The organism is Morganella sp. GD04133, assembly GCF_029835375.1.
GTDB lineage: Bacteria > Pseudomonadota > Gammaproteobacteria > Enterobacterales > Enterobacteriaceae > Morganella > Morganella morganii_B.
On record NZ_JAODZS010000005.1, the window covers coordinates 54,161 to 73,017 of the forward strand.

Sequence of the window (18,857 nt, forward strand, 5' to 3'; positions counted from 1 at the left end):
CGATTAATATTAAACGATGGATAATAAGGCTGGCCTTGGTTTTTATATTTTGCTAGTATTCGTTCGATTTTTGTTCAGACAATAAAACGAGGAAAAAGCAATGCCCTCTCTTTCGATGAGGACAAATGCAGTCTTCGCTTTCTTGATTTTACTATTCTTTACCGGTTCAGGCTTTGCCTCAACCAGTACCACGACAAGCTTGCCGTATTCGCATCAAAACACGCAGCAGTTACAAAAAACGCTGCCTGATTTGAAAAAATACGCGTCAGGTACACCCCGTAAGAAAGCGTTTTTAAATGCCATTGTCCCCGCGATTGACAAAGTGAATCGCGAAATCATGAATGACCGCACCTGGTTACTGGAACGCCGGAATGCCAAACACTGGTCACAGAGTGATATTGCAAAGCTCGGAAAGCTTTGCCGGAGCTATGATATGACATGCAGCTCGCCTAAGCGCACCGACTGGAACGCGCTGCTGAGCCGTGTCGATATCCTGCCCACCCACTTCGTTGCCACACAGGCGGCAACCGAGTCAGGCTGGGGAACATCAAAACTGGCTCAGTCCAACAACAACCTTTTTGGTATGCGTTGCGGACGGGGCTGTAGTGCCAAAGCCGGACAGGTTCAGGGCTACTACGCATACAACACTATTGAGGATAGTGTCACGTCCTATATGAAAAATCTGAATACGCACCGTGCTTATAATTCACTGCGTTCAGAAAGGGCAAAACAGCGTCTGGGTGATGATGACTCACTGAGCACACCGGAACTTATCAGTCAGCTGGAAGGTTATTCGCAAAAGGGAGATGCCTATAACCGTTACCTCCGCCAGATGTACGACAGTAACAAAACACTGATCACATCGGCACAGAAGGTCGCCCAAAACACCTAATCGTTCTGTTCACTGTGGCAGACACCGGAAACCCGCACTAATCTGAAGATTACGCGGGTTTTTTTATGGCTTATCATCATTCTTATTGAATCGTGGTTGATAACTTATATTATACTCAGCACGCTAATTATGATATTCCCAACAAGCCTGCACAGAGCCTGATATGAATTTCTTTTCATTTGAATTTCTTGCCTCCTTTACTGCCTTTTTTCTGGTTTACTGGCTCTGTCAAAAAAAGACCCGTTTACAGAATATCCTTTTAATTGCGGCGAGTTATCTGTTTGTTTTCTCATTTCAGGCAAGCTTCGCGTATGTGCTGGCCGGGTATACCCTGTTTATTTATCTGCTGACGAATGTTCTGAGCAGCCGCCTGTCCGCCCAGTCGGTATACACCCTGCTGGCAGCAGGGATTATCGGCTGTTTTACGGTGTTCAAATACTACGGGTTTATGCAGGAATCACTGCAAAGTGCGCTGCTGCAGGCCGGTGTGGAGGCTGAGCTGCCGGTACTTTCGGTACTGGCACCGCTGGGTTTATCCTTCTACGCGTTCCATTCCGTCAGTTATGTGGTGTCGGTCTGCCGCAAGGAGATTGAAAAAGCGCCCTTTTTGGATGTGGTGCTCTATCTCTGCTTCTTCCCGAGCATTGTCGCCGGCCCGATAAACCGCGCCAAAGCATTCATGCCGCAAATACAGGCAGTTTCACGGGAAATTATTGATTACAAAAAAGCCCTGTTACTGATCATCCTGGCGATGGTGAAACTGTTTTTATTCAGTGCCTATCTGTCAGAAAATTTCGCCAACCCGGTCTTCAGTTCGCCGGTCAATTACAGCGCCGGTGAGATTCTGGTGGCGGTGTACGCCTATGCCTGGAATATCTATTTCAACTTCTCCGGTTACACCAACCTGGTCACCGGGATTGCCATGCTGATCGGTTTCAGGGTACCGCTGAACTTCAATGCGCCGTACCTTGCCACCAACCTGAAAGAGTTCTGGGCACGCTGGCACATCAGTCTGTCGACCTTCATCCGTGATTATATTTATATCCCGCTCGGCGGTAACCGCAAGGGCTGGCTGCGGATGAACCTCAACGCCTTTATCGCCATGGTGATTTCCGGGATCTGGCACGGTGTCGGGCTGCCGTTTATCATCTGGGGGGCACTGCACGGGCTGGGGATTGTGCTGATGAATATCAAACACAAACTGCTGCCGCCGCGCACCGATCCGGCGGAAACGCTGTGGCAGAAAACCGGAGTCTGGACCGCCCGGATTTTCACCTTTCATGTGCTGTGTCTGACCTGGATTTTCTTCCGCAGCGCCACGCTCAGTGATGCCGTCACCATGCTGACACAACTGACCGCTGACGGCTTTATTGCCTCTGTCATGGCCAGTGCGCCGCTGATTATCGCCTTCTGGCTGCTGCTGTTTATTTATCCGCAGTGTGTCAGTCTGTATCACCGTGCCGGACACTATTACCGGCGGATCCCGTGGTTCTGGTATCCTTTACCGCTGGCTCTCTTTATGACGCTGGTCTTTATTTTCTCTCCTTCAGGCATGCCGGGTTTTATCTATGCGAATTTTTGATTTTACCGAAAATCTCGAACGGGCACTGAAGGTCGTCTTTATTGTGCTGACAGCAGCAGTGGCACTGGTCTGGCTGAACCAGAACCCGCTTGCCCGGTACTGGGAACAGACTTACCACCAGCCTGCGCCGTGGGCGAAGCTGGAAGGGCATTACGGATGGGAGCTCGGGGGTTACCTTCAGGAAGGCGTGGTGGCGGCCGGAGAGACACTGTGGGCCTATGCTCAGGGCAACCATATCGTTGAGGAAACGGAAGAGGCTGTTCCGGGCAATACCGCGTTTCCGGAGGAGTTTCCGGTCGGGCTGCATTTTATCAACGGCTACCGTTATCCGGCTGCCGCACTGTCTGTGACCTTCCCTGAACTGCTGAACCGGGAACGTCCGGCAACCGGCAGTCCGGTGCTGAAGCTGAATCCGGAACAGATTGCAGAACACATACTGACGAAAAAAGCACCGAAATCACGAATTGCTCTGGACGCCGGTGATAAAGTTTTCTTCGTCGGCGATTCCCTCATGCAGGGGGTTGCGCCTGTGTTACAATCCCGTCTGGCCAAAACCTACGGCATTGAAAGTATCAACCTCAGCAAACAGAGTACCGGCCTGACGTATCCGAAGTTTTTCAACTGGCCGGAGACTATCAAAACCACGCTGGCCGCCAACCCGGATATCCGCCTGATGGTGGTTTTCCTTGGCCCGAATGACCCGTGGGACATGCCGCCGGAAGGCGGCGGGCGCTATCTGCGCTTTATGTCGCCGGAGTGGGAAGCGCAGTATCGCAAACGGATTCAGGATATTCTGTTAACGGCCCGGATACAGGATGTGGACGTCATCTGGATAGGACCGCCGAATATGCGCAAAGACAAGCTGTCAGGTGGTGTACACTATCTGAGCGGGATCTATCAGTCGGAAATTAATAATGCCGGTGAAATCTGGTTGTCCGCCAATACCATTTTCAAATATCAGGATAAGATCTATTCAGATTACCCCGGTGACGGCAGCAGCACTATCAAGCTGCGCAGCGGCGACGGTATTCACTTTACCTACAAAGGTCAGAAGGCGATCGCTGACACGGTATTTGATCTGATTAAATTTAATGCTGCGCCGGAGGAAACCCCGGCGGCGCAGGAAAAAACAGAAACACATGATGAAACAACAAAAACGCCCGTCGTGGCACCTTAAACCGGCCGGTGCGATAGCCCTGTTTGCTGCAGCGCTTTCCCTGCTCTCCTGCCAGAACGATTCGGATAAACAGTGGATACAGCCGCAGACACCGCCGCCGGTGTCGCGTAATGATCTGACCAACTACGGCGATCCGAACCTCAGCCGCCTGGCACACCGCCTGCGGGATCCGTCTGCGCGTGTTCATATTGTCCAGATTGGTGATTCTCACACCGCAGCAGATTTTTTCTCCGGCACGCTGCGTGACAAATTCCAGGCGCGTTACGGCAATGCAGGGATCGGCTTTGTGCCGCCGAGCATTATCGCCGGACAGCGCACGGCCAACTTTGTCTTCACCGAGCCGAAAAAACAGTGGTCATTCCTGACCAGCCGCAAAGATGATGCCCCCAACTTCCCGCTGGGCGGCTTTATTATTTCGCCGCTGACCCCGCACAGCACCCTGACGATGAAAGAGCGCAATCCGTCCTCTTATCAGTATGACATGCAGGTGCTGTACCAGACCGGCTACCCGGCCTCCGTTGCGGTACGCGGCGGCAAAGGCGGCACGCTGAACCTGGCACCGTCCTCCGCATGGCGTTTTTCTGACAGTGTGCCGGTGACTTTCCCGGCAGAGATCACGGCGAATGAGCAGAGCCCGCTGAATATCGGCGGCTGGTTTATCACCCGCAACCATCCGGGCGTGATGCTCTCGTCTGTCGGTATCAATGGAGCGACAATTGCCATGACGGAAAAATGGCTGCCGCAGTGGGTGAATACCCTGGCGCAGACCGATCCGGAAATGGTGATCCTGGCTTACGGCACCAATGAAGCCTTTAATGACACGCTGGATTTGGATCTCTACCGCCAGCAACTGACTAATGCCGTGCGCAGCATCCGCAGCACTATGCCGGACGCGGTGATCCTGCTGGTCGGCCCGGGCGACAGTATCAAGAACAAAACCGCACCTGACTGCCGCTCACAACAGCCGGCCAATTTGCACAATGTGATACGGATCCAGCAGTCTGTCGCGAAAAGTGAAGGCTTACTCTACTGGGACTGGCAGCAGTTCATGGGGGGGGATTGTGCAATCAACAGCTGGGTGCTGCGTGATCTGGCACGACCGGACAAAGTCCACCTCTCCGGCCCGGGTTATGAGAAAAGCGCCACCGCACTCTATAACGCCCTGGAATCGCTCCTCAGCCAACAGTAACCGGTTCTCCCGCAGATAAGCTGATTATCTGCGGATCCTTTCTCCTCAGCCGTTTACGCTGTGTCCCAGTACCCCGATCATGGCATTCTCATTCACAAACTGAATCATGCCGTTGTCTTTATCGGTCAGTTCCAGTTCTTTATCACCCTCTGACGGCACCACAATAATAAAACGGCTGCCGTTACGTTCGGCGTTCTTGCGGCAGGTACTGATCCGCATCCCCGAGCAGTCATTCTTAATGGTGAAATGCGGGAACAGGGTTCTCAGACGGCGACCGACTATCAGCGCATGACCGGCAGCACGGGTGTTTTCCGGGATCAGCACCACATCGGTCGCGTTCTGACGCAGCAGTTGTTTGTGGCATTTGCGGATCAGAAAAATAATCGGGTCGAGCATAAAGGCAAAACCGCTGACCGCCACTGCTTTATCCAGCAGATGTGACGCACTGGCATCATAGCGCCCGCCGCGGCATAACAACTCATCGTGGCTGTCCGGATGCGTGGTGCGCCATTCAAACAGGGTATGGCAGTAATTATTCACCGGATACAGCCCCGGCGTCACACTGTACGGAATTTTCAGACGGTTGAGGGATTCCAGCAGCTGACGGAAGCGGGCGGCGGAAGCCTCAGAGAGAAATTCACTGAGCCGGGGGGCTTTTTTATTAACGATATCCAGCAGCTTGTGCGGTGTGGATAATAACTGCTCCGGTTTCTCTTTCAGTTTCACCAGCCACAGCTCTTCAAAGAACGGCAGAAACGGCTGATAATAGTCTCTCAGTGCCTGACGGAAATGACTGAATTCGTCTTCGCTGCCAACGGTATTTATTTTTAATTCAATATACGGCGTGAGATGCAATGAACTGAAAAAATCATACTGCATTAAAATATGTTCCAGCTCGATATCAATATTATCGTAACCGAACGCTTCCACCCCGATCTGGTGATATTGTTCAAAATCCTGTTTTTGCCCGGCGACATTGCGGAACATCGCACCGATATACCATAACTTACTTTTCGACTGTAAACGCTGATGCTGTGCAATCACCCGCAGACAGCCCATCGTCCCCTCACCGCGCAGCAGTGCCGGATGGCTGCAGTTAAGTTTGGGCCCGTTATGGTTATCATCCGCAAACGCAGCAGTATTCTTCATATGGTCATCCCAGTACTCCAGCAGCGGGAAGCGGATTTCCTGATAACAATAACGTGCCAGCAGTTTAGAGGCACGGTTTTCCAGCCAGATCCAGTCCGCCACATCATTACTGTAATGTTTGCGCGGCCGTCCGCTGTGATGCGGGCGCACTGTCCGGTTCACTTCAAATTCCAGTTTCTGGCAATACTGATTGGTACCCAGCACGCAATTCTGATTCAGACAGATTTGAATCCGCTCAATAACAGACTGGCTGATGGTGGTATACAAAAAATGCTGGTAATGGATCCCGCGCTCTTCCGGTGTTTTACCTAATTGCAAATAACACTGGTGTTCAGTCATTCTCGGAATAGTACATTCCCCGGTGTTATGACCGTAGCTGGAATAATTTAAGTTATGTTTATCATTATTTGATGACTGGTCGGATGTGAACGTATCAACATATTGAGAGACCAAAAGAAAATAGGAATTTGCTTCAATCAGGCAACTGTTATAACGCCGATCCCATAATGCACCGGTACGCTGATATTTATTATTGTAATAAGGAACATACTGACGTCCGATGTGCTGGATAAAACGGCTTAAGTCTTCTTTTGATTTTGGTGTCAGCAGCAACAATACCGTATCGGCCTGAAGTGAATAGGCGTGAAGCTCGCAATCATATGATTCTAAAGACCTGTCCACGCAGGTCAGGAAACGGGCGTAATCATTCTCTTCCTGAAAGAGTTTTTCATGATTGTGTCCGTTAAGTTTAATCAGCTGTGGTAATCCCGGAAAGTAAAGGCGCTCTCTTCTTGGCATAGGTCAGCGCTCCAATCGCTAAAAATAATCAATTTATCTGATGAGTAATATAATATAAAACCGGTTTTGTCATTTTAACTCATATCATAAAACCCGTTTTTATTTCTGAATGCCATTCTTTTTTATCGTGTTGAAAAAAGTATATTTATTTTTTACTTAACCGCTTTGTTAATTCACATATGACAAAAGTAAAATAATAACCACACCCAAAGTCGGATTATTCACGCCGAAAAAGGGGGACAGAGTCACTTACGGAAAAACAGCCCATAAAATAGTCATTTTCAGCCGGAACTGTTATGGAAGCGCTGTTTTTTTTGATCAATATCAAATTTAGAACGACATTTAAAAATTAAGTTTTCCCTATCTCGGTAATTGTCATCGGGTGCACCTTTCCAATTAAACAATCATTACAGGAAAAGCATTATGGGAAACATGAGTGCCAGTTCCGCCCATAAAATGGGGGTGGTCGCGCTGACCCTGGTAACCGCATCAAATATGATGGGTTCCGGTGTGTTCATGCTGCCGACTAACCTCGCGGGCGTCGGTTACATCTCCTTATGGGGATGGTTATTTACAATCATTGGTGTTATCGCATTAGCATTAGTTTTCGCCAAAACCAGTCTTATCACACCGCGTAACGGTGGTATCGTGGCATACGCCAGCGATGCTTTCGGTCCGTTTATCGGTTTCCAGACTACTGTTTGTTACTGGATCAGTGCCTGGGTCGGTAACGTCGCGCTGCTGGTTGCCGGTGTCGGCTACCTCAGCTACTTCTTCCCTGAACTGAAAAACCCGGCTATCGGCAGTGTCGTTGCTATCGCGATTCTGTGGGGCTTCGTGGTATTAGCCAGCTTCGGTGCCCGTGTCGCCGGTCGTGCGCAGTCATTCACGGCAAGCTGCATGCTGGTTGTTGTTCTGGGTGTCGGTGTGATCGGCTGGTTCTGGTTCGATCCGCAGATGTTCTCTCAGGTCTATAACGGTACAGGTAAAAGTGATACCACTGCCATTATCACTGCGGCATCTATCGCGCTGTGGGGCTTCCTGGGTGTTGAATCTGCTGTGGTTTCCAGCGGCCAGGTGGACAAACCGGAATACACAGTACCGCGTGCCACCGTGTATGGTCTGCTGATTGCATCAGTCTGCTACGTCGGCAGCTGTACGGTCATCATGGGTCTGGTTCCGCATGAAGAACTGATTAACTCTGCTGCACCGTTTGCAGATGCTGCCCGTTACATGTTCGGTGAAACTGCCGGTACTGTTGCGTCTATCCTGAGTATCATCGCCTGCTTCGGTTCTATCTCCGGCTGGTTAATCCTGCAGTCTGAAGGTCCGCGTGCCGGTGCCGACCAGGGTCTGTTCCCTAAATTCTTCTCTGATGTGAACAAAAATGACGTTCCGATGAAAAGCCTGATTTTCACCGGTGTGCTGATGAGTCTGGTGCTGTTAATGACCGCGTCACCAAACCTGGCCAAACAGTTCGAAATCGTCATCCTGATGTCTGTTTTCGCATCCCTGCTGCCATACATGTACGCACTGATTTCTCTGCCAATCATCATGGTTTCCAAAAAAATGAACCGCGGCAGCACCTTCATTTTCTATAACGTCCTGGTGGTTATCGGCATTATCTACTGTGTCTTTGCCCTGTTAGGTTCCGGTTCTGATTCTATGTTCTGGGGTCTGGTCATGATGTCAATCACTATTCCGCTGTTCAGCTTCGTGGCCGCCGGCCGTGCGAAAAAAGGCAACGACATCCTGTACATCAATGACGAACAAAACAAAGCGTGATTTGCTCCGCTTCACAGTCTTCAATTTTGAAAAACAAGAGGTAATTAAGTATGACTCTGTCTATCAATGATCAAAACAAACTTGATGCATTCTGGGCTTATTGCGTAAAAAACCAGTATTTCAACATCGGTTATCCTGAATCAGCGGATTTCGATTACACCAATCTGGAACGCTTCTTACGTTTCTCCATCAACAACTGCGGTGACTGGGGCGAATATTGCAACTACCTGCTGAACTCTTTCGATTTCGAGAAAGAAGTGATGGAGTATTTCGCAGACCTGTTCAAAATCCCGTTTGAACAAAGCTGGGGTTATGTGACCAACGGCGGTACCGAAGGTAACATGTTCGGTTGCTACCTGGGCCGTGAAATCTTCCCTGACGGTACGCTGTACTATTCAAAAGATACTCACTATTCCGTTGCGAAAATCGTTAAATTACTGCGTATCAAATCTCAGGTTGTTGAATCTCTGCCAAACGGCGAAATCGACTATGACGATCTGATGAAAAAAATCGCTGATGATAAAGAAGCGCATCCGATTATCTTCGCTAACATCGGTACCACTGTCCGCGGTGCTATTGATGATATCGCTGAAATCCAGAAACGCCTGAAAGCAGCCGGTATCAAACGTGAAGATTACTATCTGCATGCTGATGCGGCACTGAGCGGCATGATCCTGCCATTCGTTGATGACGCGCAGCCGTTCACCTTTGCTGACGGTATCGACTCCATCGGTGTGTCCGGCCACAAAATGATCGGTTCGCCAATCCCTTGCGGTATCGTTGTTGCGAAGAAAGAAAACGTAGACCGTATTTCTGTTGAAATCGACTACATCTCCGCACATGACAAAACCATCACCGGTTCACGTAACGGTCACACACCACTGATGCTGTGGGAAGCTATCCGTTCACATTCAACTGAGGAATGGAAACGCCGCATCACCCGCAGTCTGGATATGGCGCAGTACGCTGTTGACCGTATGCAGAAAGCCGGTATCAATGCATGGCGCAACAAGAACTCCATCACTGTTGTGTTCCCTTGCCCGTCAGAACGCGTCTGGAGAGAACATTGCCTGGCAACATCCGGCGACGTGGCTCACCTGATCACCACCGCGCACCATCTGGATACCGTAGAGATCGACAAACTGATCGACGACGTTATCGCGGATTTTAACTTACACGCGGCATAAAAAAAGGCAGTGGTAAATATCCACTGCCCCCTTACGGTTCGTTGCCGGCGCAGACGCCAATCCTGCCGGCAACGCTTTCTAACCTATACAGCGACACAGGATGATGCAAGAAAAAAGACCAAAAAACACGGCTCAGTTCTCTGATCGTGAGATTTTTTGCTCCCTCATCCGCAGCTGGAGTATTTCTGTGAGGACAAAATGGTATGGTTCCCAATGGTAAATCCACCCACCGCATGGGCCTGACAGCCCTGATTATTATGACGGCTTCCAATATGATGGGAAGCGGCGTGTTTATGTTACCCTCCTCCCTCGCGCATATCGGTTCCATCGCACTGTGGGGCGGACTGCTGACCTTCTGCGGCGTGCTGGCACTGGCGCTGGTGTTCGCCAAGACCGGTGAAATCTCCCCCTGTAAAGGCGGTGTGATTGCCAACATCGGCCGGACATTCGGGCAGTATATCGGGTTACAAACATCACTTTTTTACTGGCTTTCGACCTGGATAGGCAACTGTGCCTTACTGATCTCCGGTGTCGGTTATCTCTCTTATTTCTTTCCGCAGCTTCACACTCCGCTTTACGCCGCTATTACCGCCATTATTATTCTCTGGGCTTTCGTTCTGCTGGGTTTGCAGGGCGCAAAAGTCGTCGGCTATGCGCAGATTTTTACCGGCCTTTGTATGCTCACCGTTATTCTGAGCATCAGTATTTTCGGCTGGACCCATTTTGATTACACACGTTATATCACCAGTTTTAATGTTACTCAGACCAGTAACACAGATGCTATTTTTGCCGCCGCCGCCATTTCGCTGTGGGGCTATCTGGGCATTGAATCCGCGTCGGTTTCATCTGCCCAGGTGATTCATCCGCACCGCAATATTCCGCTGGCTACGATTATCGGGCTGGTGATTGCCGCCACCTGCTATCTCAGCTCCACCAATGTCATGATGGGGATCCTGCCCCATGAACAGCTTGTTAACTCCACCGCGCCGTTTGCGGATACCGCCCGTTATCTGTGGGGCGAACATGCGGGACAGATTATCTCTGCGCTCGCGATTATTGCCTGTTTCGGCGCACTGCCGGGCTGGCAGATTTTACAGACCGAAGTTCCCCGCTCTGCGGCGGAAGAAGGCACATTTCCGCGTTTTTTTGCCGATGTGAACCGCCACGGTGTCCCGTATAAAGGGCTGATGTGTACCGCCGGGATGATGAGCGCCGTGTTGTTGCTTACCATCTCACCGAGCCTGGAACAGCAGTTCCGCAACATCATTATTCTTGCGGTGTCCGCCAGTCTGATCCCGTATGCGTTTGCAGTGATTTCCCTGCCGATCGCCATGATCGCCAAAAAAATGCAGTACGGGCGCACCTTTATTATTTACGCCACTCTGAGCCTGATTGGTCTGGGATTCATTATGGTCGCGCTGACAGGCGCCGGTACCAAACCGCTGTTCTGGGGCATGGTACTGCAAATGGTGACCATTCCGCTGTATCTGTTTTTTATTATGCGCCGTGAAAAAAACACTACGGATCCCCGTCCCGGGCTCGCCCTGTCGTACATCCCGGGGATCTGCACTGAGCAGACCGCTGAGATGGCGTTATCGGCTGACAATGATGACAGCCGGAATTTCTCACAGAGAAACTGTATATAGAGGACTAAAAATGGAAAAGATTCAGTCAATCAGAGGGATGAGAAGCGTGCTTCCGGAAGAAACACCGGTCTGGCAGTGGCTGGAAAACCGGATCCGGAATATCACTTCCCGCTACGGCTATCAGGAGGTCAGGCTGCCGATTCTGGAACCGGTTGCCCTGTTTGAGCGCGCGGTCGGTGAATCCACCGATATCGTCTCAAAAGAGATGTATAACTTCCTCGATAAAAGCGGCGAGCACATCACCCTGCGTCCGGAAGGTACCAGTGGTTGCGTCCGGACCGTGATTGAGAACAACATGTGCTACAACACCACGCAGCGCCTGTGGTATCAGGGCCCGATGTTCCGTTATGAGCGTCCGCAGAAAGGCCGTCTGCGCCAGTTCACCCAGTTCGGGGTGGAAACCTTCGGCATGCCGGGGGCGGATGTGGATGCCGAGCTTATCTTTATGGTGAAAGATATCTTTAAGGCGCTCGGTGTGGATAAGCACGTCCGCCTGGAGATTAACTCCCTCGGGACACCGGAAGAGCGTTCAGAGCACCGTCAGCAGCTGGTGAATTACTTTATGCAGCACAAAGCGCTGCTGGATGAGGACAGCCTGCGCCGTCTGGAAACCAACCCGCTGCGTATCCTGGACAGCAAAAATCCGGATATGCAGGAGATGATCGAAGCGGCACCACGCCTGCTGGACTTCCTCGGCGAAGAGTCACAACAGCACTTTGATGAGCTGCGCCGCCTGCTGGACAGCGAAAACATTGCCTATGTGGTTAATCCGCGTCTGGTCCGCGGACTGGATTACTACACCCGTACGGTGTTTGAGTGGATCACGGAAGAGCTGGGTTCACAGGGGACAGTCTGCGGCGGCGGCCGTTATGATGGTCTGGTTGAATTATTCAGCGGCAAACAGTTACCGGCTTCCGGATTCGCTATCGGGATCGAACGGCTGTTACTGCTGATCCAGACCCTCGGCCTGGATAAAGCCATTGTTAATCAACCGGATATCGTGGTGACCTATGAAGATCCGGCACAGAATGTGGAAGCGCTGTTACTGGCTAACACACTGCGCCATCAGTTACCGCAATATAAAATCCTCAATGATTTCACCCGTGCCAAACTGAAGCGTCAGCACAGCAGCGCACTGAAATCCGGCTGCCGTTACATTGTGACGCTCAACCGTGACGGACAGATAGGCTTGTGGGATCTTACCGCGAACACCAATGAAACGGTGACCACAGACACACTCGCCAATGCGTTACTGAATAAAACCATCACTGCGATGGCCTGATAAACTATAGCGCAACAGTAATAAAAACACTGTTTTTTTGAAGTGACTCCCGATAATCGGATAACCCATTATCGGGAGTTTTTTGTATCCATCTGTGGCAGGATTTATCTTCATATTGCTTAGCTCGCATAGTAACGGTACCGGATTTCGTGCCGAACAAATCCGGCTCTCTTAAGGCCGCAATATGGAATAAGGGCAATGCAGAAAGTTATGCCACAGAATAATACTTCCTGACATTCCCTCATCATCCGCTGTTATATCTTTGTCAAATTGTCATAGTCTGTGACAGCATTGTGTTGGTTTCAGAATTATCATCCTTATTTATTTTCCTTGTCTGCCGCAGACCGCAGCAGCGGAGCCATATCAATTCGCGGGGTTCCGTCCACCCCGGCACCCAGGCCTTCACGTGCCGCATTAGTCAGCAGACCATTATCATGATCAATCATCCAGATAAACATGCCCCCCAGCCCTTTTTCACGCACATATTTCGCTTTTTCATACACGCTCCATGGCGTCTCTACTGACATAAAGATATTTTTAGACCTGTTATAAAGGAATTCGGCGGAAGACACTTTATCAGTGTACATTTTGAAGCCATTGATGCCGTTAAGATCACCATCAACATAGTTATATAAGAGATCCGGCCATTCACTGGTTGCTTTTTCAAAGCTGCCTAAAACACCCGTTTTAGCGTTATTGTCCTTGTCATAGCTGCCAACTAACGGAGATGCATTGACGATTGTGGCATTTTTGGCATTACGCGAATATCCCGCATAGCCGATATTAATTTTCTTCGGTTCTATGTGAAGATCATTAATAAGATAATCTACTGCTTTTTCAACTGAGTTTCGTGTACCATCAGCAACAGTATTTCTTAAGTTCGTATGATGCATTAGCTTTTCTGCCCATGGCGAGCCGAAAAAGTCGTAAGTCATCAGGTTTATTTTATCAACACCCGCCGCAACAAGTTTATCAATTTCCCCGTCCTTTAATCCTTTCGGGGTAGCTATCGTTGCGATACTGACAGGGACACCAGGAAGTACCTTACGTATTTCTTTAATCAGCTCAACAAAATTCGGCACATCTTCCGGACCAAATTTATTGTGGTCTTCCCCTTTGTAATTCGGATATTCCCAGTCAATGTCCAGTTCCTTAAACATAGGGAAAAGATCGAAGATATATTTTAATGATTGCGCCAGACGTACCCGTTTATCCGCATCTTTTGCTATATAATGGAAAGCCTCGCTCATCGACCATCCCCCCAGACTCAGACCGATTGGCATTTCGGGAAATTTTTTATTAAGCTGAACAAGCGCACCCAGAACCCCCATAGCCTCTTCCGGATTAAATTTCACCTCCTTCCATCCCGGAAAACCACAATTAATATAAGCACCAACATCTCCCCAAAAATCAGTCAGGGTTGCTTTCCCTTTATGATTGGCAACATCCCCCTCGTTAGCAGCAATACCAAAATCAACTGCCGCTCTCTTAATGGTGTCTGCTTTTATCCCGTTATCTCCGATAATTGCCGAAAACCCTAATACCAGGCGATCAAAGTAAGAATTTTCACCCTGCATCAATCGCATAATATCCGTACCACGCCCACCTTCTTTATAACCATACTGATCAGGTTCATAACGGGAATCATAAATACCCCAATCAGACATATAGCCAAAAACTTCAAACCCTTCAGTTTTGCTATAGTCATTAAACAGATGCCTTACAACCCGGCCCGGGGTATAACTCAGCAGGCTATCCTCAGCAGAAGGATCAAAATTATTTACCTCATAGGTTTTTTCTGCCGCACCGGCGGCCCATATCGTACCGTTAACATTTGTTCCGGGATCAGACGGGAATACAAGCGGGTTTTCTTCACGGTCTTTAGCCATATTACTGAGCTTTTTTTTAAAATCTGACATAACAATCTCCATGAGACAAAAACGATAGATTAATTAACTATAAATATATCCCTAGCAGCCCAACACTTATTATCAATTCTTACATTGATTGTTTTTTCGATATAATTACTCCGGAAACGAGTCCCGGAAATATAATCGTAAAAATTCATTCACTATTTTTTAATATCCTGACTTATCTATTTAATGTTTTAACCGTTCTATTCAGGAAAAATAAATCTGATCTTTATATATATTCCACCTTACTATTTTCCGGTATTAAAATAAAATCAAACCTCATTAACATCAAGCTAATTTAGCCACAAAAGAATTGCAATACTAAAATAAAATGGCCAGACCACAAATAAAATTAACGCGCCTTTATATGAATTCCGGCTGTTATAATATAATAAATACTAAAAACATTATCAGGATAAAAATATTCATCTGCTCAGCGACCTGATTAGGATAATAGTTATATTACTGATACTTCCGCCACTGAAATACAGAACCATGAAGTACTGGTTAAAGTTCAGGAATTTTAAAACTTTCTGATTCTGGTATGAAAGCGTAAATTATTTCTTGTCACAATTGGCTCAGCCATACCACTTATTATAATTGGAAATAAAAGTATGGTGGTATGTAATCCAGTGATGTTAAACAATTAAAAAAACCTGAAAATGAAAATGCGAAACCGGAAAACTAAGTGGACAAGGCCAGAGGACCTTATAAGCCACGTATAAATATTAATAATCGATTATGCTGTATCTTATCAGTTACTGATCGATGATGCCGACCATTTTGAGCATCAGGCCGGAGGTGAAGTGCTCCCCCGATAGTTGGACAACCAATTATCGGTTTTTTTTGCTTTCAGGCTTTTACCGTAAAGTGGAAATGATAGAAATCACTGCGGCAGATAGCCGTGCCGTATTCCAGCACCCGGCCCTGTTTGTCGCGGCTTCTGAGGATAATTTTCATCAGTGAGGCGGTCGGCGGAATAGAAAGCAGTTTCGCCTCTTCTTCTGACGGATGACAGATAGAGAGCGCATACTCCTGCACATCCGGCTCAATCCCCTGCGCCAGCCAGTGCGCATACAGAGAGCCGTCCAGCAGATCAGGGCGCGGCAGAAAAGCTTCCGGGATAAACATGGTTTCCAGCGAGACCGGAATATCATCCACCAGCCGGACACGTTTGATCACCGCCATGGTATCACCTGCGGATAATTCCAGTTCAGAGGCCAGTGAGTCCGGTACAGAGTCCAGCTGACGAATAAGCCAGCGGTTGGACACCTTGCCGCTGCCGGCGGCCTGCGCGGAAAAACCGCCGCCGGACAGGTTGTACTGCACCGGCAGATTAATCTGCGTGCCTTTGCCGTGATGTTTCACCACCAGCCCCTGTTTCAGCAGTAAGTCCAGTGCCTTCACCACCGTCACGCGGGATACCCCCAGCGATTGCGCTAAACGACGCTCAGACGGCAGAACACAACCGTGCGTCAGCTGCTTTTGTGTGATGGCTTCTTCAATCCCTTGTTTCAGCTGGAGATATAACGGAACGGTTGATTGCTGATCAAGCCTGTGCTGTAAAAAAGTGAGAAAATCATGTTCCACAAATAGGTTCCTGTCATGCTGCGGATAACGGCTGAAAACAGTGTAGCAACTTTTGTGTCCGCTATCACATACTGATTAAAATCAATTCAACTGGACTACAACTGGACTTATTTGTGGTCTATTATATACTCTATAACGATAAAGGCTCCACAGCAGTTTTATACCAATAATACAGTTTGTTGTTTTTCATTCATTCAACACCAGTCCAGATAATAATAAATGACACAATCAGCAGCAGTCCCGTTAAATGTGACAGAAAAACGTATTCTCGGTTGCCTTTACGGGCAGGCAACCGGAGATGCCATGGGCATGCCGTCGGAACTCTGGCCGAAGAGCCGGGTCCGCCAGCACTTCGGCTGGATTGATACCTTCCTGCCGGGCCCGGAGGAGAATATTGCCGCCAACGAGTTTGTTGCCGGGGAATTTACCGATGATACCAGTCAGTGTGTTGCTCTGATGGATGCCATGATTGAGGAGCACGGTGCGGTCGTCCCGCAGACGATCGCCCGTCACATCATGGCGTGGGCCACCCGGATAAAGGCATTTGAAAAAAATATTCTGGGGCCGACATCAAAAGCTGCGCTGAATGCCATACACCAGGGAATACCTTTAGATAAAATAGAGGCAAATGGTGTGACCAACGGTTCCGCGATGCGTGTCGCGCCTGTTGGTTGCCTGATGCCATCATATAATACAGATCGTTTTATTGAGCAGGTCAGGCTCTCCTGTCTGCCGACCCACAAATCCGATATCGCCATTGCCGGTGCTGTCGTGATTGCGCGGGCCGTCAGTCTGGCTGTTGAGGGCACTGACTGGTCTGCGATAAAACAGGCTGTCATACCGCTGGCTGACACTGTTCAGCGCCGGTTTGAGTCCACCTTCAGCCCGCTGCTGGGACGGAGGATTATGTACGCCCTCAATGTGGTCCGCGGGCGTACGGACGAAGAACAGGCACTGACCGATCTCTATGAGATAGTCGGCGCCGGTATGGATAATATTGAATCTATCCCGTGTGCCATTGCACTCGCGGATTTAGCCAACACCAATCCCGTACGCTGTGCGGTACTGGCTGCAAATCTGGGCGGCGACACGGACACCATCGGTGCCATGGCGACGGCCATCTGCGGCGCAATTCACGGCATTGATAGTTTTGATGCTGACAGTATCGCATTGATAAATCATACAAATAATATCGATTTTACGCCGTATGCCCGCCGTCTGGCACAGTTCAGACAGGAGTATGCCGCGACGAACAGGATGATGTCATGAGTCAGCAATCTGTCCCTTCAGCGTTGAACAACACCGATCCGACCATCGAAGAACTGGGGATCGGCCTGATCCCCCCTTCCAGACAGACCAAAAAACCCGCCGAACTGTTCTTTGTCTGGTGTGCCGCTAATATCGGTATTCTCGGCGTGGTCTACGGCGCGATTATTGTGTCGTTCGGGCTTTCCTTCTTTCAGTCGGTTTTAGCGGCAGTGGTTGGTGTCGCCTCCTTTATTTTAGTGGGGATCACCAGTATCGCCGGTAAAATCGGCCGGACCACCACCCTCACCCTTTCCCGCGCCAGCTTCGGCAAAAGCGGCAATATCGCGCCGACGGCGTTCTGCTGGTTTAACCTGATGGGCTGGGAAGCGGTGAATATCATCACCGGTACCCTGACGCTGGCGGCGCTGTTTACCGCCATCGGGCTGGGCAGCGGACACCTGATGACGGCTGTTGCGCTGGTATTATTCGGCGGGCTGACGGTGCTGGTCAGTATTCTCGGGCAGAACACCGTTTTGCTGATGCAGAAATGGATCACGCGGATTTTCGGGGCAATGACCCTGTTTGTCGTGCTCTGGCTGCTGGCGACTGCAGACTGGCAGGCGCTGATCAACCGTCCTTCCGGCAGCTGGATCACCGGTTTCCTGCCTGCGGTGTCCATTATCGCCGCCGGCACCGGGATCAGCTGGGCGATTGCAGGGGCGGATTACAGCCGCGACCAGAGCCCGTCCTCATCCCACAGCCGTATTTTCGGCTCTGTGGTCGGCGGGGCTGCGCTTCCGCTGTTACTGCTGATCCTGACCGGTATTCTGCTGACCGCGCAACTGCCTGATCTGGCAGCGGAAGAAAACCCGATTGCCGCCATCGGCGGACTGCTGCCGTCCTGGATGGCGGTGCCGTATCTGGCTGCTGCGGTGGCGGGGATTGTCACTATCGCCGTCCTCAGCCTCTATTCCGCCAGTCTCAACCTGCTGAGCATGGGCATCAAACTCAAACAGCGCACCGCCGTTGCTCTTGATGGCGTGATTGTGCTGGCGATCGCGATTTATGTTCTGTTTGTTTCCGGTGATTTCCTCGGGCCGTTTATTTCATTCCTGGTGTTCTGCGGATTGTTCCTGGCCTCCTGGGCGGCGATTTTTATCACTGATTATTACTGCAAACACAAAACCGCCGGTTACGACGACGTTTCGCTCTACGGCGACACCGGGGTTATCTGGCCGACCTTCCTGTGCTGGCTCGGCGGTTCGGTTGCCGGGCTGCTGGTCACGAAGACCGGCTTTATTAACGGGCCGTTTGCCACCGGTGTGTTTGAGAATTCCAGTCTGGGGCTGTTTGTCTCCTTCCTGGTGAGCATGGCGGCGTACCGCCTGACACTGATGATGAAACCGGTACGGGGTTAAA

13 protein-coding genes are annotated in these 18,857 nt (G+C 49.9%); 10 read left to right on the forward strand and 3 right to left on the reverse strand.

Annotated elements, in window-relative coordinates; genetic code table 11:
• Positions 1 to 100 precede the first annotated feature (100 nt).
• From N7387_RS03355 to N7387_RS03370, 4 genes are all read left to right on the forward strand, one after another.
• Entirely contained in the window at positions 101 to 892 is a 792-nt protein-coding gene (locus tag N7387_RS03355) for a protein bax (protein ID WP_279796892.1), read from the forward strand.
• Between the two features lie 163 nt (positions 893 to 1,055).
• Positions 1,056 to 2,474, forward strand: a complete 1,419-nt coding sequence (locus tag N7387_RS03360) for an MBOAT family O-acyltransferase (RefSeq protein WP_279796893.1) — start codon at positions 1,056 to 1,058, stop codon at positions 2,472 to 2,474.
• Positions 2,461 to 3,651: an SGNH family hydrolase gene (locus tag N7387_RS03365; protein ID WP_262881806.1), complete on the forward strand. Its 1,191-nt coding sequence runs from the start codon at positions 2,461 to 2,463 to the stop codon at positions 3,649 to 3,651. The genes N7387_RS03360 and N7387_RS03365 overlap by 14 nt, the downstream gene beginning before the upstream one ends.
• Positions 3,614 to 4,840: an SGNH/GDSL hydrolase family protein gene (locus N7387_RS03370; RefSeq protein WP_262881807.1), complete on the forward strand. Its 1,227-nt coding sequence runs from the start codon at positions 3,614 to 3,616 to the stop codon at positions 4,838 to 4,840. The genes N7387_RS03365 and N7387_RS03370 overlap by 38 nt, the downstream gene beginning before the upstream one ends.
• A 45-nt stretch (positions 4,841 to 4,885) precedes the next feature.
• Here N7387_RS03370 and N7387_RS03375 read toward each other — a convergent pair whose 3' ends face one another.
• Entirely contained in the window at positions 4,886 to 6,787 is a 1,902-nt protein-coding gene (locus N7387_RS03375; protein ID WP_279796896.1) for an ATP phosphoribosyltransferase regulatory subunit, read from the reverse strand.
• 423 nt (positions 6,788 to 7,210) lie between these two features.
• On the opposite strand from N7387_RS03375, the gene hdcC reads away from it, so the two are divergent.
• From hdcC to hisS, 4 genes are all read left to right on the forward strand, one after another.
• Positions 7,211 to 8,572: a histidine-histamine antiporter gene (gene hdcC / locus N7387_RS03380; RefSeq protein ID WP_262881809.1), complete on the forward strand. Its 1,362-nt coding sequence runs from the start codon at positions 7,211 to 7,213 to the stop codon at positions 8,570 to 8,572.
• Between the two features lie 50 nt (positions 8,573 to 8,622).
• Positions 8,623 to 9,759, forward strand: a complete 1,137-nt coding sequence (locus tag N7387_RS03385; protein ID WP_262860121.1) for a histidine decarboxylase — start codon at positions 8,623 to 8,625, stop codon at positions 9,757 to 9,759.
• Between the two features lie 203 nt (positions 9,760 to 9,962).
• On the forward strand, positions 9,963 to 11,405 hold the full coding sequence (locus N7387_RS03390; RefSeq protein ID WP_274370717.1) for an amino acid permease: 1,443 nt from the start codon (positions 9,963 to 9,965) through the stop codon (positions 11,403 to 11,405).
• A gap of 10 nt (positions 11,406 to 11,415) precedes the next feature.
• A complete protein-coding gene (gene hisS, locus N7387_RS03395; protein ID WP_025152528.1) occupies positions 11,416 to 12,687 on the forward strand; it encodes a histidine--tRNA ligase in 1,272 nt (423 codons plus the stop codon).
• A 317-nt stretch (positions 12,688 to 13,004) separates the two neighbouring features.
• Here hisS and N7387_RS03400 read toward each other — a convergent pair whose 3' ends face one another.
• Both N7387_RS03400 and N7387_RS03405 read right to left on the reverse strand, forming a co-directional pair.
• Positions 13,005 to 14,606: a glycosyl hydrolase family 18 protein gene (locus N7387_RS03400; protein ID WP_279796901.1), complete on the reverse strand. Its 1,602-nt coding sequence runs from the start codon at positions 14,604 to 14,606 to the stop codon at positions 13,005 to 13,007.
• An 846-nt stretch (positions 14,607 to 15,452) separates the two neighbouring features.
• On the reverse strand, positions 15,453 to 16,190 hold the full coding sequence (locus N7387_RS03405) for a GntR family transcriptional regulator (RefSeq protein WP_279796903.1): 738 nt from the start codon (positions 16,188 to 16,190) through the stop codon (positions 15,453 to 15,455).
• Between the two features lie 249 nt (positions 16,191 to 16,439).
• Here N7387_RS03405 and N7387_RS03410 point away from each other — a divergent pair, with 249 nt between their 5' ends.
• Entirely contained in the window at positions 16,440 to 17,459 is a 1,020-nt protein-coding gene (locus tag N7387_RS03410; protein WP_279797006.1) for an ADP-ribosylglycohydrolase family protein, read from the forward strand.
• A complete protein-coding gene (locus N7387_RS03415; RefSeq protein WP_279796905.1) occupies positions 17,456 to 18,856 on the forward strand; it encodes a cytosine permease in 1,401 nt (466 codons plus the stop codon). The genes N7387_RS03410 and N7387_RS03415 overlap by 4 nt, the downstream gene beginning before the upstream one ends.
• The last annotated feature ends 1 nt before the right edge of the window (position 18,857 follow it).